This is a genomic window from Flavobacterium xinjiangense, from assembly GCF_900142885.1.
Taxonomy (GTDB): domain Bacteria; phylum Bacteroidota; class Bacteroidia; order Flavobacteriales; family Flavobacteriaceae; genus Flavobacterium; species Flavobacterium xinjiangense.
Window position 1 is genome coordinate 254,506 of sequence record NZ_FRCL01000005.1, and the last position, 25,357, is coordinate 279,862.

General features: G+C 34.5%; 19 protein-coding genes. 8 read left to right on the top strand and 11 right to left on the bottom strand.

Annotated features, from left to right (window positions below; translation table 11 throughout):
* Positions 1-7: 7 nt before the first annotated feature.
* From BUC23_RS08400 to BUC23_RS08410, 3 genes are all read right to left on the bottom strand, one after another.
* Positions 8-478, bottom strand: a complete 471-nt coding sequence (locus tag BUC23_RS08400; RefSeq protein WP_073208359.1) for a DUF6428 family protein — start codon at positions 476-478, stop codon at positions 8-10.
* An 18-nt stretch (positions 479-496) separates the two neighbouring features.
* A complete protein-coding gene (locus tag BUC23_RS08405) occupies positions 497-829 on the bottom strand; it encodes an ArsR/SmtB family transcription factor (protein ID WP_073208364.1) in 333 nt (110 codons plus the stop codon).
* Between the two features lie 227 nt (positions 830-1,056).
* Complete coding sequence (locus BUC23_RS08410) at positions 1,057-1,440, bottom strand: hypothetical protein (protein ID WP_073208368.1); 384 nt, start codon at positions 1,438-1,440, stop codon at positions 1,057-1,059.
* A 700-nt stretch (positions 1,441-2,140) separates the two neighbouring features.
* Here BUC23_RS08410 and BUC23_RS08415 point away from each other — a divergent pair.
* Positions 2,141-2,497, top strand: coding sequence for a hypothetical protein (locus tag BUC23_RS08415; RefSeq protein ID WP_073208372.1), 357 nt, complete (start codon positions 2,141-2,143; stop codon positions 2,495-2,497).
* A gap of 43 nt (positions 2,498-2,540) precedes the next feature.
* On the opposite strand, the gene BUC23_RS08420 is transcribed toward BUC23_RS08415, so the two are convergent.
* The gene (locus BUC23_RS08420) at positions 2,541-3,599 is read right to left on the bottom strand and encodes a DUF3667 domain-containing protein (RefSeq protein ID WP_073208374.1); all 1,059 of its coding nucleotides are present in this window, start codon (positions 3,597-3,599) and stop codon (positions 2,541-2,543) included.
* A gap of 273 nt (positions 3,600-3,872) precedes the next feature.
* Here BUC23_RS08420 and BUC23_RS08425 point away from each other — a divergent pair, with 273 nt between their 5' ends.
* Positions 3,873-4,451: a DNA polymerase ligase N-terminal domain-containing protein gene (locus BUC23_RS08425; RefSeq protein ID WP_073208377.1), complete on the top strand. Its 579-nt coding sequence runs from the start codon at positions 3,873-3,875 to the stop codon at positions 4,449-4,451.
* Between the two features lie 51 nt (positions 4,452-4,502).
* Here the strand turns inward: BUC23_RS08425 and BUC23_RS08430 are convergent, their stop codons facing one another.
* Entirely contained in the window at positions 4,503-5,285 is a 783-nt protein-coding gene (locus BUC23_RS08430) for an RMD1 family protein (protein WP_073208381.1), read from the bottom strand.
* A 421-nt stretch (positions 5,286-5,706) separates the two neighbouring features.
* Between BUC23_RS08430 and BUC23_RS08435 the strand changes: the two genes are divergently transcribed.
* Positions 5,707-10,569 (top strand): DUF8202 domain-containing protein, encoded by a 4,863-nt coding sequence (locus tag BUC23_RS08435; protein WP_139259801.1) that lies wholly within the window; start codon positions 5,707-5,709, stop codon positions 10,567-10,569.
* 55 nt (positions 10,570-10,624) lie between these two features.
* Here BUC23_RS08435 and BUC23_RS08440 read toward each other — a convergent pair whose 3' ends face one another.
* Complete coding sequence (locus BUC23_RS08440) at positions 10,625-13,681, bottom strand: DNA polymerase III subunit alpha (RefSeq protein WP_073208387.1); 3,057 nt, start codon at positions 13,679-13,681, stop codon at positions 10,625-10,627.
* 4 nt (positions 13,682-13,685) lie between these two features.
* Complete coding sequence (dinB, locus tag BUC23_RS08445) at positions 13,686-14,867, bottom strand: DNA polymerase IV (RefSeq protein WP_208609313.1); 1,182 nt, start codon at positions 14,865-14,867, stop codon at positions 13,686-13,688.
* A gap of 88 nt (positions 14,868-14,955) precedes the next feature.
* Between dinB and BUC23_RS08450 the strand changes: the two genes are divergently transcribed.
* Both BUC23_RS08450 and ku read left to right on the top strand, forming a co-directional pair.
* Positions 14,956-15,723: an XRE family transcriptional regulator gene (locus BUC23_RS08450; RefSeq protein WP_073208468.1), complete on the top strand. Its 768-nt coding sequence runs from the start codon at positions 14,956-14,958 to the stop codon at positions 15,721-15,723.
* A gap of 268 nt (positions 15,724-15,991) precedes the next feature.
* Positions 15,992-16,780, top strand: a complete 789-nt coding sequence (gene ku / locus BUC23_RS08455; RefSeq protein ID WP_341868411.1) for a non-homologous end joining protein Ku — start codon at positions 15,992-15,994, stop codon at positions 16,778-16,780.
* Here ku and ligD (BUC23_RS17700) read toward each other — a convergent pair.
* Together ligD (BUC23_RS17700) and ligD (BUC23_RS17705) are read right to left on the bottom strand one after the other, a co-directional pair.
* A complete protein-coding gene (gene ligD / locus BUC23_RS17700; protein ID WP_244153788.1) occupies positions 16,777-17,712 on the bottom strand; it encodes a non-homologous end-joining DNA ligase in 936 nt (311 codons plus the stop codon). The two genes, ku and ligD (BUC23_RS17700), sit on opposite strands and share 4 nt — an antisense overlap.
* A 34-nt stretch (positions 17,713-17,746) precedes the next feature.
* A complete protein-coding gene (ligD, locus tag BUC23_RS17705) occupies positions 17,747-19,279 on the bottom strand; it encodes a non-homologous end-joining DNA ligase (RefSeq protein ID WP_244153789.1) in 1,533 nt (510 codons plus the stop codon).
* A gap of 157 nt (positions 19,280-19,436) precedes the next feature.
* Between ligD (BUC23_RS17705) and BUC23_RS08465 the strand changes: the two genes are divergently transcribed.
* From BUC23_RS08465 to BUC23_RS08475, 3 genes are all read left to right on the top strand, one after another.
* Positions 19,437-20,603 carry an acyl-CoA dehydrogenase family protein gene (locus tag BUC23_RS08465; protein WP_073208393.1) on the top strand — a complete coding sequence of 389 codons (1,167 nt, stop codon included), beginning with the start codon at positions 19,437-19,439 and terminating at the stop codon, positions 20,601-20,603.
* Between the two features lie 168 nt (positions 20,604-20,771).
* A complete protein-coding gene (locus BUC23_RS08470; RefSeq protein ID WP_073208396.1) occupies positions 20,772-21,254 on the top strand; it encodes a hypothetical protein in 483 nt (160 codons plus the stop codon).
* Positions 21,255-21,629: 375 nt separating this feature from the next.
* A complete protein-coding gene (locus BUC23_RS08475) occupies positions 21,630-23,078 on the top strand; it encodes an amino acid permease (protein WP_073208399.1) in 1,449 nt (482 codons plus the stop codon).
* A 684-nt stretch (positions 23,079-23,762) separates the two neighbouring features.
* On the opposite strand, the gene BUC23_RS08480 is transcribed toward BUC23_RS08475, so the two are convergent.
* Together BUC23_RS08480 and BUC23_RS08485 are read right to left on the bottom strand one after the other, a co-directional pair.
* The gene (locus BUC23_RS08480) at positions 23,763-24,080 is read right to left on the bottom strand and encodes a Fic family protein (RefSeq protein WP_084538322.1); all 318 of its coding nucleotides are present in this window, start codon (positions 24,078-24,080) and stop codon (positions 23,763-23,765) included.
* A gap of 176 nt (positions 24,081-24,256) precedes the next feature.
* Positions 24,257-25,126, bottom strand: a complete 870-nt coding sequence (locus BUC23_RS08485; RefSeq protein WP_073208402.1) for a CPBP family intramembrane glutamic endopeptidase — start codon at positions 25,124-25,126, stop codon at positions 24,257-24,259.
* Between the last annotated feature and the right edge of the window lie 231 nt (positions 25,127-25,357).

Consider the following 25,357-nt stretch of genomic DNA (forward strand, 5'->3'; position numbering starts at 1 on the left):
TTAAGAATTAACAGCAGCCTCCTCCGGGAGTACAACAGCTAGATTGTGTTGGAATTTCGGATAGTTTTGCTTTTTGTTTTTCGGCAGGAATTCCACATTGATCTTGGGCCAAACAAGCCGTTTGTTTGTTTAATAAAGTGAATGCTGTTCCATTGAAACCAATATCGTATTTTCCAATTGTTTCGCCTTGAAATTCTACTTCTACTTCATAATCTTCAATACCCAAAACTTTTTCGGACAATGCAATTATATCCAAAAGCTTTTTTGGTTTCAAACGATGCTCAAAATCATTGGCATCCCACAACTGGAAGTTTACCACGCTCTCATTTCTAACTTTTCCTCCGCAATCAATAAAATTCCGAGTGATAAGTCCCACCTCAGTTACGTGAAAATGCTCTGGAACATAAGTTCCATTTGGCAATACAAAAGCAACGTTGTCTAACGTGCTCAACTGTTTTTTAATTTCTGATAGTTTCATTTTTTTATAATTTAAAAATTAACAACATTGATTTTTTTTATTTTCTAAATAGGTATTGATGTGTTGAAAAAAACTTTTTATTTTATTAAAACCTTCTTCGTTGAGACAATAACAGATAGCATTTCCTTCAAAATTTCCTTTTATAAGTCCGGCATTTTTTAGTTCTTTCAAGTGCTGCGAAACGGTAGGTTGTGCTAATGGCAATTCGTTTACGATATCGCCGCACATACAACTGTTTACGTTGATTAGGTGCTGAATAATGGCAATACGGGCGGGATGACCTATGGCTTTCGCTAATGTTGCCAGTTCGTTTTGCTCGTCTGTGAAATGTTCTGATTTAGTAATTCCCATCGTTATATATTTATATTGCAATATTACGATACTAGCGGTTAATAACCAAATTTGGAATAATATTTTTTTAGGACTTAATCAGTTAGCAAGAAGGTATTTCGGGCTTCATTATTGTAAATGGTTGTGCATCAATGTGAAAATTAGAATTCCCAGCGCACAAATAGCCATAGAAGGCTTGCCCTTGATTTGTATTACGAGATATTTGCTTCTTTTTTACCAATTGTAATTCACATCCATTTTGATAAAAAGTCAATTAATTCTTCCCTCAATTCTTTAAACAGTTTTTCAAAAGTTGCTATGCTTTCTCGGTGTTTTTTATGGTCAGAAAATCGTTCATGGTCTATAGAATTCGCATTATCATGCGTTGCTGCCTCAAGAAACATTTCGTGGCTATTAATATCATGACTCAAGATGTCAATTTGTTCCTTTTGAATTGTTAGTTGGTTAATAAAATGATCAGCTAAGGAACGAACTTCGCTAGACGTGTTTTTTTCTGCGACCTCCAAAATTCGCTTATCCATAATTTTAAGTTCATCATTGTAGAACAAAAGTTTGTTTAACCATGTTTTGTGCTCTTCATGTAACTGATAAATTGTTTTTTTAGTTTCCATTTTTAGTCGTTTTTAAAAGTTTGCCATTAATTGAAATTGAGAAATTTTAAAAAGTAAAAGATTTGATAAAATTTATTCAAAATAGTAATGCTCATATACTTATTTTGTAATTGCTTGAAATACCAATTAAAATACTTTTTTGTAATTCAAAAAATAATTAAGTTGTTTAAAGTTAGTCATTTATGATGTATTAAATGAAAAAAGATATAGATTTTAGGCTACAAAAAAAACGTTTTTTTTAAAAATATCCCTAAACAAAAAATAGGTTTAGGGATATTAAAAAAAAAAATAATTACTAATGCAATGGTAATTCAACTTAGCGATGAAACAAATTATCAGTTCGGTTTCAAAACAATCGATTTTATTGTCCAATATGGAAATCTTTACCGTTATTTGCTATCTTATGCTTATTGTCATTGTTTTTTTATTACTTAATACCCATTTAAGACAAACATTTGACCTCTTCAAAAATAGAATTTTGGGAAATTAAAAAGCTGTGAATATTCGTATGAAAACCTTTAAAAACAAAACATCCTTTTCTATGTTTTAGAATAGAATATTTTACTTTTTGGATTCAAAACCTCATTTTTATATTGTAAAATCATTGAACGGCAGGCTGTTTTTTAATATTTATAAAACATATTTTTGTTTAAAAATGATTAACTTAGTGTATTGTAAATCAATTAAATAAAATAGTAAAATGGAAAATAGTGACGATAAATCGGGTTCTCATAAAGGAAAACTGGATAAGGAAGATAAAAATAAAGTCCCGGATTCTCTTTTATATCCGCCAAGTGAGGATATTTATAACCAATTTCAAAAAGAGATAGAAATAGATCCTGAGGATATTTCTAAAAATAAGGCAGCTGTTGAAATAAATAATGTCAGAGAATTGAATGAGAAAGATTTTGAAGAGGATGTTTCTGGGGCTGATTTAGATATTCCTGGTTCAGAATTAGATGATGAATTTGAAAATTCCGGAAGTGAAGACGAAGAAAATAACCATTACGGAATAGGTGGTGACAATCACAACAACCTAGAAGAGAATAATGAGTGACGCTATTGTTTACTTACGTATGGTTATTTATCATGGGTTAATTTTAGTGTATATTAATGTAGGTGTACAACGCAAATAGCACCACTAGAACAGTTATAATAAGTAGATTTATAATTATTATCGCACTACTTTTGAATAAAGAAATCATGATTTTTTCTTTGTAAAAGCGGCGGTGTGCCGGGAAGAAATAATAAATCATCCAAAATGTCCCAACTGCTTTTATGCTGAAATGAATCCATTCTAAAATTGGAGTACTGTCAAATAACAGGAAAAATTTATTTATGAAAAATAGTATTAAAATGAGTAATAGCAAGAAAGAAAAATAATGCAAAGTGAAAATTCCGTTGTCAAAATACACCCATTTTTTCTTATGATGGAAAAGCCATAAAATTAAGGCAAAAACAGGCATATACATAAACAATACTTTTGGTAGATTATTGGTAAAAGAATCACTGAATTTTTCAATAATTTCTTCATTTGTATTTTCCTCTTTTACGGCAAGCCATTTTTTTAGGAACCAATATTCGGTTGAGGTGACTTTTACTTTTTCGGTTCCATTTTTTTGTATCGAGTCTAATTCATTAATGGATTTATATCCAAAATCTGCAACTTCTTTTTTGTCAATTTCTTCGGTTTGTTGAAGTATTTTTTTAATAGTGTCATTATTTTTTTGGGAAAGAATACCCACTTTTGTAAGTCCATCAACACTTTTTTCTTCAATATGTAAAGAATCTAGTGAAGGAACAATAACCTGATCTTTTTTAGTTTCACTTTTTACGGCTGAATCTAGAGGGAATAGTGAGATTAGTAAAAAAGTTATAAAACTGATAAAAATATAAAGTCGTATTGGAGCCAAAAAAGACAAACGCTTTCCAGATAGATAAGCGATTGTTAAAGCTGCAGGTTTAAAAAATAAATAGAATATTGTTCTCCAAAAAGCATTGTCATAATGGGTTAAGTCTTCAAAAAAATGAACAAACAAGTTATGAAAAGATTTACTTGTTTTTGTGTTTTCTTGTCCGCAGTTAGGGCAAAAACGCTCGATAACAGCGTGATTACAATTGAGACAGGTTTTATCTTTTCTAAGTTTTTCTTTTGACATGAGTTTAAATAATGATCAATTCAGGTTTGCAAATCTATTGAAATTAGATACTGTTATAGGTATTTTGGACTTATTTAGCCTTTAATTAACTTTAAAATTAGAGGAAATTAATCGTTTTAAGTGACAATAATTAGGGATTTAAGTCGAGTATGAATCTGTCTGGAAGCAGTGTATTTGTATGTGGAATGGTTTGAATTATCGTCAAAAGTGATCTTATATTTCTGAGAAGTTAAAAAGCATTAATAATCAAATTGAATTTTAAAATTTTTTGCAATGCCTTCAAAAAAACACAATCAGAAGAGTAATTTTAGCGCAACATCGGAGCCGCAAGAAACTATCAATCAAACTTCAAAGGAATTGATTTTTGTAGTACAAAAACATGCTGCGTCACATTTGCATTATGATTTTCGGTTAGAAATGGATGGTGTTTTAAAAAGCTGGGCAATACCTAAAGGTCCGTCAATGAATCCTGAGGAGAAAAGGCTTGCGATTATGGTAGAAGATCATCCCTACAGTTACAAGGATTTTGAAGGTACTATTCCAGAGGGTAATTATGGTGCTGGAGCTGTTATTGTTTGGGATAACGGGACTTATATTTTGGCTGATGAACAAAATAACGATAATATTGAAACTATTTTAAAATCAGATTTGCAAAAAGGACACCTTAGTTTTATCCTTAAGGGAAAGAAATTAAAAGGGGAATTTACTTTGGTTAAACTAAAAACTAAAAAAGAAAACACTTGGTTGTTGATCAAGAAAAGGGATCAGTTTGCTATTGAAAGAGATATTTTAGAAGACAATAATTCTGTAATTTCTAATCTGACTTTAGAGCTTTTGAAAAGTAAATCTTAACTATTTACAATGTCTTTTATTTTTTTAAACAGTAAAGGGTCTTGTTCGCTTTTAATGAAAAAACAAGGCGATTGCAATCTCAAGGGCAATTAAAATAATTACAACCCATTCCAGTCTGGAGCTTTCTCTAACGTTCAGTACATCGGTGAAAAGTGTCAGATTGTTTTCTACGATTTGAAGGCGGTAATCGAGGTCTTTGAATCGGGTATTGATGTCAAAATTGACTTTTAGATGTCGGTTAAGGAGATTTAGTTCCTCATTATCCCAAACTAAATTGGGATCGTCCAGAATATACAAATTGTCAACAATACTGTTTTTTACATTCAGAACTTTACCTATGTATTTAAGTAAATTGGTTTTTGAAATACTAAGTTTTCCGCGTTGTTCCAATTCCAGAATATAATGTTTTGAAGAGGTGATAAGTTCATTGGTTAGGACTTCATAATAATCTAATGCTACCGATTGTCCAATGTTTAGCATCACAATACGCAAAATAGAAGAATCAACTTGTGGAAAAATAACATAATTGTTTTTCACAACAACCTTTTGTAAATTATCGTCAGTTTCAATTCGGTATTCTTCGAATAAATCCAAATCGACCAAGTTAGTTGCGTAATTTTTTATAAAACTGATCAATTCACTTTTGGCGACCGCATCATAATTGGCGAAAACCACCACCCCATAATCAAAAACGTATAGATAACGGTCCTTATCTTCCATTGCATAAAATACTTCGGAAGTAGATCCCGAATGTACTTCGGTACGAAAATCAGTGCGAAATTTTTTGATATTGAATGATTCCGCAATTTGGATAGCTTCGATTCGTATTTCCATAAACAAATGATTTTGGAACAAATTTAATAAAAAAACAGGATTGTTAAAATGGACGTTATTTCTTTATGACGATGCTTTTGAAGTGAATAATCTGAAAAATTAGATTTTTGCAATTTTTTCGAGGTTTATTGATTGATGTTAGTTGTCTCAATATTTATGAATTACATATTTGAAATAAGAAATAATAGTAAATATATTTATTTTATTGCTTGTTAAGTATTGGATTTTTGGTTTGTCAATTGTTAATCAACTATGGAAATAGTTAATAAGAATCTGTGAAAATGACTACAAAACGCATTTCATCGGTAAATATTGTAATTAAACGATTAAATTTTGTAATTATGTTTGTTTTTTGTATTAATTTTTTTAATTTTAAGGCGTTAATTATGTTAACTGTTGCACATTTAATAAAGATACCACCTTGAAAAAAAATACCACTAACAAATTACTGCTTTCCTTTGTACTTCTCTGGTCCGTAATGCTTTTTTCTCAAGCTGATCCAACAATTCATGTCAGTTATGGAAACCCGCCAATAGAAATTGCTAATGGGGGAACGGTAAATTTTGGTGCGTCAACAGAAATCGCATTTGCGATTACTAATATTCCATCTCAGGGTAATCCTTCATTGACACTAGCAAATCCAGAGGTCACGTTAAGTAATTCCAATTTTGTAATTTCCTCTCCCGTTACTCAATTCAATATTAAAAAAGGTGAGACCAGCGTATTTAAAATAAGAAAAAATAATTTTGCCTGTAATTCTTCGCCGCAATCTACCATCGTTACTATTAATTCTAATGGGAAAAATTATCCAACATTTTCTTTTATAATTACCTATACCAATTCTCCGTCGATTTCTGTGTTAGGTGGTACGCCAACGCAACCTGTTCCTAATGGACAAACAGTTCCTACCTCAAGTACGGGAACGTTATACGGAACTGTTGATGTATTGGCATCTACTACTAGGACTTATGCAATTACTAATACGGGAACTTGTCCTTTGACCCTTGGTTCATTGACTTGTCTAACTTACAATCCGCAAACGAGTTTACAATCCCCTGATTTTACTATAATTGCATTAACCGCATCTACCATTAATCCGGGAGGAGTTGCGTATTTAGTGGTTCGGTTTACCCCTCAATCTACTGGGATTAAATGGGCTATTATCTCAATACCTAACAATGACGCAACTAAAAACCCTTATAGTTTTGTGGTTAAAGGGGAAGCATATAACCCCACGGTGACAGGTCCGGGGGGTATAAATGCAGATTTTAGACTTTGGCTTAAAGCCACGAGGGGAATAAATTTAGCTTCAGGAACTAAAATAGCCTTATGGAAAGATTTAGGTTCACTGGGTAAGGATGCTTCACAGACGACGGTGGCGAATCAACCAACTTTTGTTGATGCAGCAAGTAGTAATATCAATTTCAATCCTGTGGTGCAATTTAAAAATGATGGGACTTCAAGTTTCAATCAATTTATGTATAACATAGAAAACGGGTACTATACTCATGAAACTTTTATAGTAATGGAACCTGATGGTGCGGTGGGAGCTCCAATGACGATAATCTCTGGAACCTCCGCTTCAAATCCTTCTTATCCTGTGGTTGCTAATGAGCATTCAGGAATTGGATTAGGTAATTTTACCTCCCGTCTATCAAACGAAAAACTATGGTTCAACCAATGGCAAACAACAAATTCACCTTACTTTACGGTTGCGGACGCTTTAGGTGATTATACTAAGGCTGGGATTATCAATACGCGAAATAAAACGACAACTGCCTCAGCTGGGATGGATTTATTATTTAATTCTAATACTATTGGCAATCAAACTAGCATCAGTGCAAGTCTTACTTACGGCAATTTGGGTTATGATGATGCTGGATTGTGGAAAGGTACTCCTTACAATATAGGCAAAAATTTGAATGAACCAACATATGGTAATCTTAATGGTCGAGTGGCAGAGGTTATTTCCTATGCTTCTCGTGTTCCAGATGCAGATCGTCCAAAGATAGAAACGTATTTAGCTATAAAATATGGCATCACGTTAGGCGTAAATGGCACTAGTAAAAACTACATTGATTCTGGGGGAAACATCATTTGGAATAGTACAAATAATGTGGGTTTTAATTATAACATTGCAGGTATTGGCAGAAATGTTGACTCAGATTTATATCAGAAGCAGTCAAAAAGCATTTATGATTCGAATGAAGTAACTATTGGATTAGGTGTAATAGCTGCGACCAATAGTGCAAATATTAATCAGTTTAAAAAAGACCGTGATTTTTTAGTTTGGGGTTCTGATAATGGGACTTATACAGCAAGTGGTTCTAATACCACAACAATTAGTAGCGGAATAACAACGTCGACAATTCGAATTAATAAAAAATGGAAAATTGTTGAAACTAAAACTGATGTGGATGGTGACGTCGAAAATGTTTTTGTAGGAATACCAGTAGCCGCTTTTAGTGCATTTCCAAAATTAGCTAATGAAGAATATGCCCTAATTGTTAGTGACAATCCTAATTTTAACGATGCAGATATCATTGATATAATTCCACTGAAATCAGATGGAATTGGTAATTTGCAAACCTGGTATGACTTTGACGGTACTAAGTATTTTACTTTTGGGAAAGCACTCAAAGTGGAGACAAAACAATTAGTAAAAAGTACTGCCAGCATCATTGACAAAGATTTTTTAGTGGGGGAATATGCTTTAAATCTAAATAGTGGTTCATTTACAGTTGGATGTTGGATAAGAAATGATGGTTCAAATGCCACTAATAAAACCATATTTGGCAAGGGGACTAATTTAGAAATACGATTAAACGCTCAGAATAAAATTGAGGCATTATGGGATGGCGCATCACGATTTGTTTCGAATACAGCTGTTGCAGATGGTAAATGGCATAATATTGTTGCAGTTTACTATGTGGGAAGCGCTGATTTTTATATAGATGGAGTTATAGAATCTTCCACTTTTAATCTGCAAAATCCATCACCTAATTATACCAGATTTTCAGTTGGTTCTCTTTATATTGATAAAAATAATATTATTAATCCATTTATAGGAGAAATAGATGAGATTCATATTTGGGATATGGCATTATCTTCTGATCAGATAAATTATTTGATGAATCAGGAATTTGTGAAATACGCAGATAATACCGTAAATGGAAAAATTATACCACAATATATCACTAAGAATTCAGTCAAAACAATTCCTTGGACTAAGCTTAAAGCATATTACGATTTTAATTCCTTTTATGGTACTACCGTGGAGGGATTAACGGATGATCGCAATTTTCTTCGAATTAAATATTTGAATAAAAACAAACAAATTTTAAATACCCAAACCGCACCATTACCTTATGAAACTGTTGCTGATGGTTTGTGGAGTAGTTCGGCCATTTGGAAAAACGGTTCCTTGCAAACCATTCCTAATGATAATTCTATTGTAAATCAAACACCGCAACCTGTTGTAAAGGGGAATATTGTAAAACTATTAAATAATGTAGAATCAACTGGTAATAAAACACTTTTAGGATTGTTTGTTGAAGGTACAGATTCTGTAACCTACAAAACATTATTGGCAAGTAATAACACTAAAATAGAGGTTTCTAATTACTTAAAATTAGACGGTTTAATTGACTTAAAGGATCGTTCTCAATTAGTGCAGACTCTCAATAGCGAATTGGACCCAACGAGTAAAGGCTTTATAAAAAGAAGCCAACAAGGAACTATTAATAAGTATAATTATAATTATTGGTCATCCCCTGTGGGGCCAATAAATAGTAGCTCCAATAATAATAATTATACCGTAAACGGAGTGTTTAAAGATGGTTCCACAACAACACCTCAAAATATAAATTGGGTTACTGGTTATAACGGTAGTCAAACCACACCTATAAGTTTAGCTAGGTATTGGCTGTATAAATTTCAGAATGGAACTGAATATGCTGATTGGATACATTTTGATGAAATCACAGACCCAATTCTCCCTGCTCAAGGATTTATTTTCAAGGGTGCAGGTGCAGTAGATTCCAGCAATTCATTAACTCAAAATTATACGTTTGTAGGAAAACCGTTTAATGGACTTATTAATGGTAATTCTGTTTTGGCAGACAACTTATTTTTGGTAGGAAATCCTTATCCTTCAGCTTTAGATGCTTATACATTTATTAGTGATAATATTAATACTATTGATGGCGAAATTACCGGAGAACTTTATTTCTGGCAACATTCCCCAGACAATAATACTCATATATTGGGAGGATACACCGGTGGTTATGCTACATTAACATTAACTGGAGGAACTGGGCCGGTGGCTCCGATAGGTATTAACGGAGTGGGAACAAGTACTAAATTATCTTATCAATATATTCCTGTTGGTCAAGGATTTTTTGTATTGGGAAAACTGGGAATTGTTGGAGCTGTACCTATTATTTTTAATAATAATCAACGGGCTTTTGTTAAGGAAAATGATATAGATGATTTAGCTGTCCCTATATCCAATACCTTATTTAAAATAGTGCCAAAAAAGAATTATCCAATGGCTCCTGTTAACCACTTCAATGAGAACAGTAATGATGTAGTTTACAATAATTATAACACAAAAATCAGATTAGGTTTTAATACAGCTAAAAATTATCACAGGCAATTATTAATTGGTTTTATGAATGATTTAGCAACTGATGGACTTGATAAAGGTTATGATGGTTATCAAATAGATACACAAGCTAACGATTTATATTTCCTGATAGATGATTGGGAATATACTATACAAGGTGTCGGAGCATTTGACGTTTCTAAAGTGTATCCATTGGGAATTAAGACTGATACAATAGGTAATGTTCAATTTACAGTTGATAGCTCAGAATTTTTACCTGCAAATCAAAAAATATATATACACGATAAGGAAACTTCAGTTTACTATGACATTACTGAAAAAGCTGCGGATGTTAATTTGCCAGCAGGGACTTTTAATACACGTTTTGAATTGGCTTTTCAAACAGACAAATCATTATCGGTAAAACAAAACGAATTACCGGAATCGATGCTGATAGTATACAATAATGAAATAAAAAAGAAATTATGTATTAGTAAAAATCAGGCAATAGATATTAAAGAAGTTTCAATTTATAACATCGTAGGTCAACAGCTAAGTACTGTAAAAAAAGTGCCGGATGGAGATACAGTAGAAATTCCGTTTAATTTGCAAAAAGGTGTTTACGTAGTGAAAATAAGTACTGATAAAGGCGTAATCAGTAAAAAAATAGTAAAGTAATAACTATAAAATTGTCTGACTTTTTGGGTGCAGTCTAGAAAGGGCTTTTTTAGTATCATGTACTCATTTTATGCCTCGGCAGATTAATTTCATGTTCCTGCGGATAAGGTGCCCTATGGGTCATGCTGACATCTTCCTGAATTTGTTCGTGTACTTTATATTGCCTGTCACTTGTGTTGGAATAACGCGGATCAGGGATGAAGGGCATTTTAGCCATTTTGATAACGGTAATTGTAGGGAAATGATAGTCCACTTCAACAGTTCCAAGAAGAAGGTAACACCCACCGCCTTGAAAAGGATATTTTTCCAGGCTATTTGTAAAATGTGCGGTGTCAAAATATTCCCCTTCATGATCAACCCAGGTTCCAAAATACATAGCTCCCATTTTGGTAGGTACGTGCTTTCTGGAAATAAGATAGGCCAGCATCTTTACGGTTTTTTTATGGTGACTTAATAAGTTTTTGGCCATTACCTGTCCCCGATATTCTGTCTGAAGTAAATCGAATGGAGTGCAGGAAACCGGAAAACTCAAGAGCTCTATTTCATCAAAAGCATCTTCAAAAGCGGATCGCTCGAGTATTGGCAACGTATATTCTTTGATTGGTTCCTGAAGGAGCATTAGGTTTCTATTTTCGGATTTGAAGTTGACCATAATGAGTCTGGCAATCACCAGTAACTGGTTTTTTGTTTTGCCGGTAAAGCGAAAGGCCCCAATAAAAATTAAAATCTGTATGCCTTCAATACCTATTGGAATGCGGTTGATGAAATCTTCCAAAGATTTGAATTCACCATGTGTCTCCCGCTCTGTAACTATAACATGCGCTACCTTACTTTCTAAACCTTCTAGATGCATGAAGCCAAGATAAACGTTGATACCATATAAGGTAGTTTCGTATTCACTCTTATTTACACAGGGATTGTGTATGGTAGCTCCAGACATACGTGCCTCGTGAATATATACTTCAGTACGGTAAAAACCACCCTGATTATTGATGACGGCTACCATGAATTCAATAGGGTAGTGTACCTTGAGGTAGAGACTCTGGTAGCTTTCGACTGCATAGGAAGCAGAGTGTGCTTTACAGAACGAATAGCCCGCAAAGGATTCAATCTGTCGGTATATTTCTTCGCTCAACTTCACCGGATGACCTTTTTGTGCACAACAGGCAAAGTAATTGTCTTTCACTTTTTGCAATGCTGCTTTCGAGCGTCCCTTGCCACTCATAGCCCGACGCAGAATGTCCCCATCGGCTGCCGGAAGGCCTGCATAATGTAAAGCGATTTTTATCACGTCTTCCTGATAGACCATAACCCCATAGGTTTCGCCGAGCTGTTCTTTAAAAACATCATGAAAATATTCGAACTTGTCGGGATGGTTGTGCCGGAAGATGTATTCTTTCATCATACCGGATTGGGCGACACCCGGACGAATAATTGATGAAGCTGCAACAAGGGTTTTGTAGTTATCGCATTTGAGACGGCGCAATAAACCACGCATAGCCGGACTTTCGATATAGAAACATCCAATGGTTTTTCCATGGCCTAGAAAATGATTCGCCTTAGCCTCATTTTTTGATAAAGCTGTATCGCGGATATCGACCTTGATTCCGCGATTTTTCTCAATTAGCTTTACACTATCATCGATATGACCAATACCACGTTGGCTAAGGATGTCAAATTTTTCAAAACCGATATCCTCGGCAATGTGCATGTCGAACAAGACAATAGGAAACCCTTTTGGAGGCATTTCTAGAGGGGTATAATTGGTAATGGGTTCTTCCGAAATGATTATGCCGCAGGAATGCATGCTTCTTTGATTGGGGTATTTTTCGAGCAGCATGCCGTATTCCTGTACTAGTTTTACGATTGGATTTTTATCATGTAATAGCATTGGGTTTTTAGCCAATTGGTCTAATTCCTCTTTGGGTAAACCAAAAACTTTACCCACTTCCCGGAATATCGAGCGGTATTTAAACTCCACATTGGTTCCACAAAAAGCGACATGATCGGAGCCGTATTTATCAAAAATGTATCGAAGAATGGTGTCGCGTTCTTTCCAGGACCAGTCAATGTCAAAATCGGGTGGACTCTTGCGGTTCACATTCAGGAAGCGTTCAAAATACAAATCCAGTTCAATAGGGCAGATGGCAGTAATGCCAAGACAATAGCTTACAATACTGTTAGCGCCGCTTCCTCGACCGATGTGCAAAAATCCCTTACTGATGCTGTATTGAATAATATCCCACGTAATCAGGAAATAGCCACTGAATTCTAGCTGGTCAATCACTTTTAATTCCTTTTCTACTCTTGCTTTTGCTTGCGGATTATTGGTGCCATACTTTTTTGATAATCCTTCATAAGCGAGATTTGTCAAAAGCAGCATGTCACTTTCACGGCTTCCGGAATAGTATTTTTTGTTTCTGGGAGTTTTGAAATCAAATTCAAAATTACACTGATCCAATAATTTTTTGGTGTTTTCGATGATTTGCGGATACTCCTCAAATTTGGCCAGCAATTCGTCCAAAGGGATCATCAGTTCAGATGTTTTACAATAATCGGCTACAGTAAGTCTTGACAAAATAACATTGGTATCAATAGCCCTAAGGATTTTATGCAGATTGAATTCTCTTTTGGTCCGGAATGTGACGGATTGTAGCACCACCATTTTGTCAAGTCGGGCACTCCATTCCGGGAGAAACAATTTAAGAAGCTGTTCTGGAGAAGTTCCGGCATATTCATAGTCTTTTAATACTGTTGGTAGATTTTCTAATGGATAAATAATACATACGTCATTAAATGATGGTGCAACCAGTGGCAAAGGGCTATTTTCGAAATTGTGTTTGGTCAGAAAGCGGTTCATTTCGGCGAGACCATTTGCATTTTTGGCCAACCCGATATAACGCAATTTATGGTTGCAGCGAAATTCGATACCAACTAGTGGTTTGATGTTGACTTCTTCGCAGCCTTTTATGAAATCATAGATCCCGGTGACTGTGTTGATGTCCGTTAATGCCATTGTTTTGACTCCACAAATAGCAGCCTGCTGTATCAGTTCGTTGAGCGGAATGGTACCGTAGCGCAGGGAATGAAAAGAATGACAGTTGAGGTACATCGTGTTATAATTTGCGTTTTAAAATTTCGGACTTGTTATTGGGTTTGAATGTTGCTCCGGCACAACGCATAACAGCGTCAAAACCATATCTGCTTTTCATTCGGTCCATTGCTTGATACAGTGAAAGCATTTCTTCGGTATCCTCAAACATATTGATTTGGTACGTCCCTCTGACGAGTCCGCTGAAACGAATTCCGATTAATCGCAGTCGCATGCGGCGCTGGTATAATTTATCAAATAAATCTGTAACATTCTTTGTCAGAATATGATCGGCTGAGGTATAGGGTACTTTGCATTGTTTGGTTTCTGTGTCGAAATTGGCATACCGTATTTTGATGACCACCGTTGAAGTCAGCCATTCTTCTGATCGCAGCTGAAAAGCCAATTTTTCGACCATACCTATTAGCACTGATTTCAGTTTTGGGATGTCAATGGTATCCTGATCAAAAGTATGTTCCGTCGAAATTGATTTTCGCTCGGTATAGGGTTCCACGGGATTATTATCGATACCGTTGGCTTTTTTCCAAATATCGATGCCGTTCTTGCCTATCATTCGTTGCAATACTTCTGCAGGCATTTCTGAAAGTGTCTGGATGGTGCGGATTCCTATTCGGGATAATAATTGAAACGTTACATCACCCACCATAGGTATTTTTTGGATGGATAATGGATTTAAGAATTGCTTGACCTTATTCTCCGGTATTTCCAGGTTTCCCAGTGGTTTCCCTTCTCCAGTGGCAATTTTAGAGACTGTTTTATTTATAGATAACGCAAAACTTATAGGTAAACCGGTTTCTCTGGTAATGGATTGTGCCAGCTCGTTAGACCATTTATAACCCCCATAAAATTTGTCCATTCCGGTAATATCGAGATAAAATTCATCGATGCTGGCTTTTTCCACGACTGGGGCTTTCTCCTGAATCACCTCAGTGACATCATGTGATAATCTGGAATACAATTCCATATCGCCTTTCATCACTTTTGCCTGCGGGCAGAGGCGTAGTGCCATTTTAATAGGCATTGCAGAACGTACCCCGAAGGTGCGGGCCTCATAAGAACAGGAAGCCACTACACCGCGGTCACCACCGCCAATGATTAAAGGGATTCCTTCCAGTTTTGAATTTCCCAGTCTTTCACACGACACAAAAAAAGTGTCTAAATCCATATGTACAATTGCTCTTTCCATAATCATCTTCCTTTTATACATTACAAAATTAGTACAGATTGTAACAAAAATGTTTATATTTGTTGTTACAAATTATAACAAAATCAACATGTCTTTATTTTCCGACAACATCAGGAACCTTAGGGTGCAACAGAAAATTTCTCAGGAAAAACTTGCGGAGTCACTTGCAATAACCAGAGGGAGATACGTTAAATATGAAGATGGGACTTCAGAAGCTCCCTATGAAATACTAAAGAAAATATCTCATTATTACCACATTAGTATTGACTTGTTGCTATCGGTAGATGTGCGGAAAATACCCATAGATGATTTGTTAAAACTCGAGGATAACCGGATATTGCTGCCCATTACGGTGGATAAGGAAGGGGAGAGTTTTATTGAAATTGTTCCTCATAAAGCGAGAGCGGGTTATCTTACGGGCTATTCCGACCCTGAATTTATTGAAAACCTGCAGCACATTTCGTTACCGTGGCTACGCAATGGCAAATTCAGGGCTTTTCCTGTTGATGGAGATTCTATGCCACCGCATAAAAGTGGGTTTTTCATTGTAGGTCGTTATGTAGAAAAACTGGGGGATGTTATGGATGGGAAGACGTATATTTTGCTGACTAAAAACGAAGGAATTGTTTACAAAAGATTAAACAAAAACGGAAAAAATGCCTTAGTGCTTCATTCGGACAATGCTTATTATAAGTCGTATGAAGTTAAGGCTTCTGAAATTCTTGAAATTTGGGAATTTGCCTGCAGTCTTGCTACCGAAGAATTTAAACCGGATGATTTGAGTCCGGAAAGCTTGAAAGAGGTACTAATGGATTTGAGGCGGGAAGTACGAGAAGTAAAAGAAAAGCTTTTTTAAACAGATCGCCGGACTATTGAGATGAATTTTGTAAAGCGTTCTTAAACAATCTTTAAATTAAAAGGGAGATAAAGGTAAAGGCTCTTAAGGGTTTAAATAAATATGTCTAAAGTTTTTTAGAAGTTGTTTTTTGGAGTTTTATTAGAGTTGATGTTTTATTTTGGTGAGAATAGTTATTAAACAAATATTATTTTTTCGTAAATTTAATGTATTGAAATTCAGTATTTTGTATATTTTCGATAGCCTAATTACGTAAATCTTCAATTTTATGGAAACCAGAATAAAATCAATTTGGACAGGTTCAATTACTTTCGGGTTGATAAATATCCCAATTAAATTATTTTCAGCAGTCCAGGAAAGCAATCTTGAAATGAATATGCTCGACAAGCATGATTATTCTAATATTAAATTTAAACGCATTAACGAAAATACGGGCAAAGAAGTTACTTATGCCGATATTGTAAAAGGATATAAACTGGATGACAAGTATGTGGTAATTGAAGATTCTGATTTTGAAGCTGCTGAAGCCGAGAAAACCAAAACCATCGAAATAATGAATTTTGCCGATGAAAAAGAAATTGACACTATTTATTACGAACAGCCTTATTATCTCGAGCCGGATAAGGGAGCAGTCAAAGCATATGCATTGCTTCGGGATGCATTGCAAGCTTCGGGAAAAGTGGGGGTAGGTACCATTGTTTTAAGAAATAGAGAAAGTTTGGTCATTTTGAAATCGTATAAAAATGTTATTGTACTTAACCGAATTCGATTTCAAGAAGAGATTAGAACTACTACTGAGTTAAAATTGCCGCCGCATTCCGAAACGAATACAAAAGAAATGGATATGGCCATTAAGCTCGTCGAACAATTAACAGAGAAATTTGATATTGCAAAGTATAAGGACAATTATACTGCAAAACTTTTAGAAATTATAAAAAATAAAGCGAAAGGTAAAAAACAAGTCGCCCCTAAACTTAAAGTGGTGCACAAACAGAATGATGATTTAATGGCTATGCTGAAAGCAAGCCTCGAAAACGAAAAAAACAAATCATCTTAACGCCTAGGTTTTTCAGAAATCTTTTTTATAATCATTTCTAAATTGGCTCCTTTGCCTAATACCGGTTTCCATAAATCGCCTTTTTGATCAAAGCGTTGCAGTACATTTTTGATAGTAAATTGTGACGGAGATAATTTTTCATTCACTTCTCCCCATTCCAAAGGTGTTGACACGGTAGCTCCAGCTCTCGGTCTCACGGAATAAGGGGAAGCCAAAGTCTGACCTTGCCTGTTTTGTAAATAATCAATGTAAATTTTATTTCCTCGATTTCCAACTGATCGTATGACACTCGTGGTTTGCGGTAATCGGGCAACAACCTCATTTGCGATTACCTCCGAAAACAATTTGGCAGAATCATAGCTGTATTCAGCCCCTAGCGGAATATAAATATGCAGCCCTGTTGCTCCGGATGTTTTGCAATAGCATTCCGTCTCTAATTCATCCATAATTTCTTTTACTGTAAGTGCCGTTTTTACCACTTCTTTAAAATCATTTTTTGCCGGATCTAAATCGATTACCGCCCAATCAGGTTTATCCATTTTATTGATTGTGGAATTCCATGGATTGAATTCAATACAACCCAAATTTGCCATATACAGTAAGGTCGCTTTGTCATTGCACAGCAAATAATCGATGTATTTGTCATTTGATTCTGAATAAATTTTCTCCGTTTTAAGCCAGGAAGGGCTATTTTCTAAGTCAACATTCTTCTGGTAAAAACTACCTGCATTTATTCCATTAGGAAAGCGGTTCATAGACTCTGGACGGTCTTTTAAATAGGGTAATATCAATGCTGAAACTTCATTATAATAATTTACAATATCCCCTTTTGAAATGCCATCGTTGGGGAAAAATAGTTTGTTTTGGTTGGTCAAATGCAAATTTATTTGTCCAATTTTTAAATAAAAATCATTTTCATTTTTAAGATTCATGGCTGTGAGTTTTTATTTAAGTTATTGATTATTATTATAATGAGAAAATAACGTCTTTCGCTTCTTTGTCGACCCGCAACCCCTGAAAAACAGGATGCCGCAAATAATGATCCTGCGTCCATTCGGTGAATTTTATCTGACAAACAAATTTTGGTTTAAGCCATTTTATTTTATCACGTGTTGGAATTTTACCTTTTATTGGAGGTTCATCAATAAAATAAGGTTCGAACTTATTATACAATTCCTTTAGCGTTTCTTCTTTAAAACCAGTACCGCATTTTCCTATAAATCGTAATGTTTCATGATCATATTGACCCAATAAAAGGGCGCCAAAATAACTCCGGGTAGTTTTTGATTCGGTTATGCCAATGATGATTGCTTCTTCCTGTTGTGAAATTCTTATTTTAAGCCAATCGCTGCTTCTTTTTCCTGGTCTATATAAGCTGTTTACCTCTTTTGCCATGATGCCTTCCAGATTTTTTTCGATTGCTTGTTCATATAATAAAATTCCCTTCTCTTGAATGTGTTCCGAATACAATACATTCGACATCGGGAATTTACGAAGCAAAATTTCGACTAGTTCTTTTCGTTGTATTAATGATAAATTAGAAGTGTCGTGGCCATCCAGATTTAAAATATCGAAGACATAATATTTCAAGATTCCTTTTCCGGTTTTGATATAATTTTGCAACAATTGAAAATCCGAACGGCCCGTTTCATCCTCAATCACAATTTCACCGTCGAGTACTGCAACATGATCTATTTTTGTTAACTCATCAGCAATTACCTTAAAGTCTTTATTAAAAGAGAGCTGATTACGGCTAAAAAGATGGACCTGGTCCGGATTGATAACAGCAATGGCTCGGTAGCCGTCATACTTAATTTCAAATACCCAGTTTTTGTTGTCAAATGGTTTTTCAGAGGTTTGGGCTAACATTGGTTTAATAAAATTAGCGCTTCCGTTTATTTTTGAATCTAAATTATCCTTTGTCGTTTTTTTTGGCAAATCCTCTAAACTTACCTTAGATATTACGGATATATCTTTTTTTAAAATGTCTACATCCGTGGCGTAAGAGTCGTTTTTTTTAGTCAAAAGCCAGGAATTATCTTCTTCGTTGTTTAGTTTAACCAATGAAAATTCGCCTTTTAATTTTTTTCCGTTCAGGATAAAACGGATATGTCCTTTTTCTAAATCTGTTTTTAATTTATTTTCAGTAGCTACTTTTGATTGCTCTTCTGACAGCGTATAAGTCCCATTATCCCAAACAATAACATTTCCGGCGCCATAATTTCCTTTAGGAATAGTTCCTTCAAAATCTTTGTAAGAAAAGGGATGATCCTCGACCATAATGGCAAGTCTTTTGTCGTTTGGGTTCATTGACGGGCCTTTTGGTATTGCCCAACTTTTTAAAACCCCATTCATTTCTAAACGAAAATCATAATGTAAATGTGACGCAGCGTGTTTTTGAACTACAAAAATTAAATCGTTTTTCGACTTGACGTTTTCACCTTTGGGTTCCTCAGTGAAATTAAAATTACGTTTCTGATTGTATTTATCTAACGTCATTACAAGATTATTTAGCTGAAAATCTAAAGTAAAGTAATAGTAAATTTATTAATTATAATGCAATAAATAATGTTATAATGTTGATTTGTTGCTTCTTATGTCGTAAATTCCCATTTGAACCAGCAGATGCATCCTCTAATCTAAAATTGGTAAAAAAATGCTAAAAAACATACTATTGGAACGAAAGATTTATGCCTCGGAAGAGCATAAAATGATGCACGAAATGATCCAGGAATTCATTGCAAATGATATTATAGATCATTTAGACGAATGGGAGAAAAACGGGATGGTATCGCGTGAAATCTGGAAACGAGCGGGGGAACTAGGATTGTTGTGTTTGGATATACCAGAAATATACGGGGGAGGAGGACTGGATTTTACTTTTAATGCATTGTTAATTGAAGCTTTCGCAAAAAAGGGAATAACCGGTCCTGGGTTTTCGTTGCATTCCGATATTGTAGCTCCTTATTTATTGTATTATGGAACGGAAGCCCAAAAACAAAAGTATTTACCGCTAATGGCTAAAGGCGCTATTATAACTGCTATAGGAATGACCGAACCTACTTGCGGGAGCGATTTGAAAGCACTTCGAACAACAGCAGAAGATAAAGGGGATTATTATCTGGTCAATGGTCAAAAAACCTTTATAACCAATGGTTTTTTGTGTGATATGGCTATTGTGGCTGTAAAAACCAATCACAATACAGAGGGGGAAGGCGTTACCTTACTCATTTTAGAATCAACAATGGAGGGCTTTACAAAAGGAGTCCCGCTCAAAAAAATTGGAATGAAATCGCAGGATACTGCAGAGTTGTTTTTTGATAATGTAAGAGTTCCAAAGGAGAACAGGCTTGGAGATGAGAAAACAGGATTTAAAATTATGATGCAGGAATTAGCTCGGGAGCGATTGACAGTCGGGATTATGGCGGTCGCGACCGCTGAAGGAGCCATCGAAAGTACCATCGCTTATACTACGGAACGAACCGCTTTTGGTACGCCTATTGCGGGATTTCAAAACACCCAATTTAAATTGGCGGAATGTACAACCCAAATGCAAATACATCAGGCTTTTCTAGATCGATGTATCGAATTATTAGCAGAGCATAAACTAACAACTGAAAGTGCTTCGATGATTAAATATTCTGCCACTGATATGTGCGGCCACGTTGTTGATGAATGTTTGCAGTTATTTGGTGGTTATGGTTACATGTGGGACTATCCAATTGCTCGAATGTATGCCGATAATCGTGTGGCACGCATTTATGCCGGAACGAATGAAATTATGAAAATAGTAATTGCCCGGGGATTGCTTAAAGATCTTTAACTATTATTGAAATTAATACTACTTGAAGAGTACTGTAAAAGAAACTACTGTTGCTTTAATACAGTATCAATAATAATTTTAACGCCAATAAACCTGTAGTATTTTACACTATTTATATGTAAATTAGCAATTGTTATTGCTGCAAATATTAACTAAATACTTATTATTATGAAAAATCTACCTCTTTCTTGTGTACTGTTGGCTTTTATTGGACTCCAAGGCTGTAAAAAAAATGAAACCCCAAAAAGCGGTGAAGCTACCAAAGTTCAGATTGAAAAACCGATAAGCGTTCAGTGTTATAAAGCGTTGTATGAAAAGGATACTCTTGAATTAAAAATGAACACTTTAAAAAGTGGAAAAATAACCGGCGATATGGTGATGAAAATTTTAGATATGCCAAAAAAAGTTGGCAAAATCGCAGGAGAATTCCGTGGGGATACTTTATTCGCCAGCTACACATTTATTCAGGGTACGTATGATAAAATAACGTACAAAAATCCTATGGCTTTTTTAAAACGAGGAAACGAACTTATTGTAGGCAACGGGAAAATAGAAACTACTATGGGTGCTTCTTATTTTGTTAAAGGTGAACCTATAGATTTTGAACGCGTGAAATATAAATTTACAACTGTTGACTGCGTTGATAAATAAGAAAATGGGATTAATTACCAGAATTTAGCATTAAAAAGGTATTTATCAATCATAGTGTATTTTGTGTTTTTTATTAAAAAACGTGGAAATTATGACACCGGGAAGAGTCTGTAACTGATTTTAAATTGAAAAAAATAATATTGAAATAAAGGAAAAATATTGAAATAATTTGGGAATCGAATGTATTACGCAATACATTTGCACTGTGAATAAAAAAGAAAGACATAACAAGATGAATTACTGCTGTACAATAATGAGTTGCAAAACATTATTTATTACAGAAATGGTTTAATTATGATATTGTCTAAACATAATAGCAACGAAGCCTTTCTTATACTGAAAGGCTTTTTTTATAGCTAAAAATACAAAAGAATTATGCTTAAAAAATCTATTGATCGGTTAAAATTAGAAGCTGCCGAAAGCGGTAAAGGAACTTTAAAAAGAAGTTTAGGAGCCATTAATTTAGTGGCAATTGGTGTTGGGGTTATTATAGGCGCCGGTTTATTTTCTTTAACGGGAATCGCTGCTGCAAATAATTCAGGGCCAGCTGTAATTTTGTCTTTTGTTGTTGCTGCAGTTGGTTGTGCCTTTAGTGCTTTATGCTATGCCGAGTTCGCTTCTATGGTACCCGTTTCAGGAAGCGCCTATACATATGCGTATGCCACTTTAGGAGAGTTGTTTGCCTGGATTATTGGTTGGGATTTAATACTGGAATACTCTGTTGGCGCCGCTACTGTAGGAATTAGTTGGTCACAGTATTTAGTTAAATTTCTAGAAAAATTTGATATTTACCTGCCGCCTCAGTTGGTCATGTCTCCTTTTGAAAAAGCCACATTAGCTGACGGCACAATAGTAAACGGATGGTTTAATTTGCCTTCGACCCTAATAATTGTTTTGATAACGGCAATAATTATTCGTGGGACAAAGGGTTCAGCAATATTTAACGTGATAGTTGTTACACTGAAAGTGGGTGTCGTGTTGGTTTTTATAAGTTTGGGCTGGCAATATATTGATGTGGCTAATTACCATCCGTTTATTCCTGAGAATACGGGGGTTTTTGGAGAGTTTGGCTGGTCAGGAGTGTTGCGTGGTGCCGGAGTAGTTTTCTTTGTTTTTATTGGATTCGATATTGTTGCTACAATGGCGCAAGAGACTAAAAATCCACAGCGAAATATGCCTATAGGAATTCTGGGTTCGTTAATAGTTTGTACCGTTTTGTTTATATTATTTGGATATGTGATGACAGGTCTGGCTAATTATACGGAATTTAAAAATAGTGCTGCGCCAGTTGCAGTAGCTATTGCACATACACCTTACAAATGGTTAGCAGTAGCCGTTATTATGGCTATTTTAATAGGATATACCTCAGTAATATTAGTTGATTTATTAGGACAGTCTCGTGTGTTTTTTTCTATGAGTAAGGATGGATTGTTGCCTAAAATATTCTCTGATTTACATCCAAAATTTAACACACCTTTCAAATCAAATATTGTTTTATGTATTTTCATTTGTCTTTTTGCAGGTTTAGTTCCTATCAGCATAGTAGGAGAGATGACCAGTATAGGAACGCTTTTAGCATTTGTTATGGTTTGCCTTGGAATTATTATTTTGCGTAAGCAACAGCCCGATATTGAACGACCATTCAAAACTCCATTCGTTCCTTTAGTTCCAATTTTAGGAATATTAACTTGTGTCCTGATGATGGTTTCTCTTCCTTTTGATACATGGTTGCGATTGATTGTTTGGTTGGCTATAGGATTTGTTATCTACTTTTTTTACGGTAAAAAGAATAGTAAACTAAGAAGAGAACAAGAAGAAAAATAATTGGACGCCACTCTGAAAAGAGTGGCTTTTTTATGGATAGTTTTATCAAGTCTTAAAATAGCGATATACCAAAAGTATCACTACGATTCAATACAAGGAATATACTATGTTAAGCACGCACATAAAGACTGCAGGATATCTTTCAAATTGCAAGTTATCCAAGAAATTGAATAGAGGAAATTAACAATTAATGAAAAAACAAACCTGAACAAAAGGTATTGGAAGTGGAAGCTCAAATCAAGCCCTTAAAAAAAACAAAAGATATTTCTGGAAAGGTAGGTTTTTGTTGCAGACAAAAAAGATATTTTATTTCCTATTATAATTGATTTAGTAAAAAAAAGAATAGGAGATCGATTTTCAAAAAAGCTGTGTTCCCGACTAATCGACAGTTTTAAAGAAGAAGAGTAACAAATAATAGAGCCACTTTTTTTGATATTATTTGTGACATACAAAAAAAATGAAAAACCCTCTAAATCATACGATTTAAAGGGTTTTAATTCATTTTGAGAATTCTCTCGCGGAGAAAGAGGCTCCAAAAGCTTTATAATAGTCCCAGTAAATGCTGGGCTTTCTATACATTTTTTAAGAACAGGGTCACCAATAAGGTCACTAGACTTTCAAAGTCTTTTTTGTAATTTTGTAAATGTAAGGAATAAGTATTTAATTGAATAAATTAATATTGACTTATTTTGATTCCGGAAATATCGCGACAGCTTTTTCCTCCATCGCTTCATTTATCAGATACGCAATGAATTTAGAAAATGGACTTATATCTTGGTGCGAACTTGCCTGCTCAAGAGCCTGCATATATTCTGCTCTTTTTTCAACTGGTATCACAGTCCAAGGGTATCCACCAGAAGCCAGTATGGTATTCATTAAAAATCGACCCATGCGTCCATTACCATCCATATCTGGATGAATAAATACAAATGTAAAATGACCTAAAACCGCCCTGACTGCAGCTTCGGTCTCCTGTTCCAATAATTGAAACAGAATATGCATAGTGGTAAAGATAGTTATATTTTGTTATGATAATTTTAGTATTTACCGTTGTGATTTAATTAGTTTATCTTGTTGTGATAAAATTAGTATTTAATGTTAAGTGGGAAAACCGGTCAAATTGACCACCCTATTCCAGTGCAAATTGACCTGTATTGTCCTGAAATTATTTATATCTCTCAATTTTGTTTGTTGGTACTTGTTAGTTCTAAACGTTTTCTCCAAAAATAAATAGCAAAACACATGCAAACTACTGGTAAAACTACTCCAAACTCATCAATAAAATATTTTGTATTTCCGGTATCTATGGTAAGAGGAGAAAATATTGATTGTATAAATAAATTATGACTTGCATGAAGTATTACGCCAGTCCACAAACTATTTGATTTTAATCGAAACCATGTAAAGACGAAACTCGTGCTTACTACTAATACCGTAAAACAAGTTAAACCATACCAGTAAGGTGTTCCGCTGTTATAATCTGCAAAAATAAGAATTGGAAAATGCCATATTGCCCATATACCACCTGTTATTAATGATGTTTTGGTATAGTTAAAATTTTTAGAAAGCTCTGGCACCAAAAAACCTCTCCATCCAATTTCCTCACCTAAGGCTGAAGATGCATTTCTAGCCATGTCAAATACACCAGTCAAGATAAAATATAACAATATAACAAGTCCGGGCGGCAATTTTGTCCATCCAAATAATGTTGAAACTTGGTTAACGAAATCTTTGTTGTAAAACCCTCCCCAGCCCATCGACCAAATTATTATATAAGTAATAAAAATATACAGTAAGGGTATTAAGTAGCTTTTCCATTGGTATTTTGCTTTACCCCATTTCCATCCAAGTTGCGATATTTTTCTTCTTAATAATAAAGAAGTAAGTAAAGCAGAAATTCCAGGACACCACATTAACGCAGTAATAAATATTCCAAATCCACTACCAAGTTTTCCAGTATGAATAATCAGAAAATAAAATATTGAACTTAACATAAATGTTATTAGTACGAATGTAATTATTGGACAACTTTTAAATATTTTTTTCATTGTTTATATTTTTCGTTTCATATATCAAAATTAGTCTTTCCTATGTCAAAGTGTAAGATATTTTTTACATTTAGGCCTCTCAAAATTTAACCAATCTCTTTTGTCAAAATTGGATCATTTATTAGTTAGTAAATAGCGCATGCACCTAATTTGAATCCGGCTAAGCCGATTATTAATTTTACCCCATTTATACTTTTTTATGATATTTTTATTTTGGTAATTCAGGAGTTG

Excerpts from the sequence above, each read along its gene's own strand:
- BUC23_RS08425 (WP_073208377.1), top strand. The coding sequence starts at position 3,873 with ATGCCTTCAAAAAAACACAATCAGAAGAGTAATTTTAGCGCAACATCG.
- BUC23_RS08450 (WP_073208468.1), top strand. The coding sequence starts at position 14,956 with ATGTCTTTATTTTCCGACAACATCAGGAACCTTAGGGTGCAACAGAAA.
- BUC23_RS08440 (WP_073208387.1), bottom strand. The coding sequence starts at position 13,681 with ATGTACCTCAACTGTCATTCTTTTCATTCCCTGCGCTACGGTACCATT.
- BUC23_RS08415 (WP_073208372.1), top strand. The coding sequence starts at position 2,141 with ATGGAAAATAGTGACGATAAATCGGGTTCTCATAAAGGAAAACTGGAT.
- BUC23_RS08475 (WP_073208399.1), top strand. The coding sequence starts at position 21,630 with ATGCTTAAAAAATCTATTGATCGGTTAAAATTAGAAGCTGCCGAAAGC.
- ku (WP_341868411.1), top strand. The coding sequence starts at position 15,992 with ATGGAAACCAGAATAAAATCAATTTGGACAGGTTCAATTACTTTCGGG.
- BUC23_RS08480 (WP_084538322.1), bottom strand. The coding sequence starts at position 24,080 with ATGCATATTCTGTTTCAATTATTGGAACAGGAGACCGAAGCTGCAGTC.
- dinB (WP_208609313.1), bottom strand. The coding sequence starts at position 14,867 with ATGGAAAGAGCAATTGTACATATGGATTTAGACACTTTTTTTGTGTCG.
- ligD (WP_244153788.1), bottom strand. The coding sequence starts at position 17,712 with ATGAATCTTAAAAATGAAAATGATTTTTATTTAAAAATTGGACAAATA.
- BUC23_RS08470 (WP_073208396.1), top strand. The coding sequence starts at position 20,772 with ATGAAAAATCTACCTCTTTCTTGTGTACTGTTGGCTTTTATTGGACTC.
- BUC23_RS08400 (WP_073208359.1), bottom strand. The coding sequence starts at position 478 with ATGAAACTATCAGAAATTAAAAAACAGTTGAGCACGTTAGACAACGTT.
- BUC23_RS08485 (WP_073208402.1), bottom strand. The coding sequence starts at position 25,126 with ATGAAAAAAATATTTAAAAGTTGTCCAATAATTACATTCGTACTAATA.
- BUC23_RS08430 (WP_073208381.1), bottom strand. The coding sequence starts at position 5,285 with ATGGAAATACGAATCGAAGCTATCCAAATTGCGGAATCATTCAATATC.
- ligD (WP_244153789.1), bottom strand. The coding sequence starts at position 19,279 with ATGACGTTAGATAAATACAATCAGAAACGTAATTTTAATTTCACTGAG.
- BUC23_RS08420 (WP_073208374.1), bottom strand. The coding sequence starts at position 3,599 with ATGTCAAAAGAAAAACTTAGAAAAGATAAAACCTGTCTCAATTGTAAT.
- BUC23_RS08465 (WP_073208393.1), top strand. The coding sequence starts at position 19,437 with ATGCTAAAAAACATACTATTGGAACGAAAGATTTATGCCTCGGAAGAG.
- BUC23_RS08405 (WP_073208364.1), bottom strand. The coding sequence starts at position 829 with ATGGGAATTACTAAATCAGAACATTTCACAGACGAGCAAAACGAACTG.
- BUC23_RS08410 (WP_073208368.1), bottom strand. The coding sequence starts at position 1,440 with ATGGAAACTAAAAAAACAATTTATCAGTTACATGAAGAGCACAAAACA.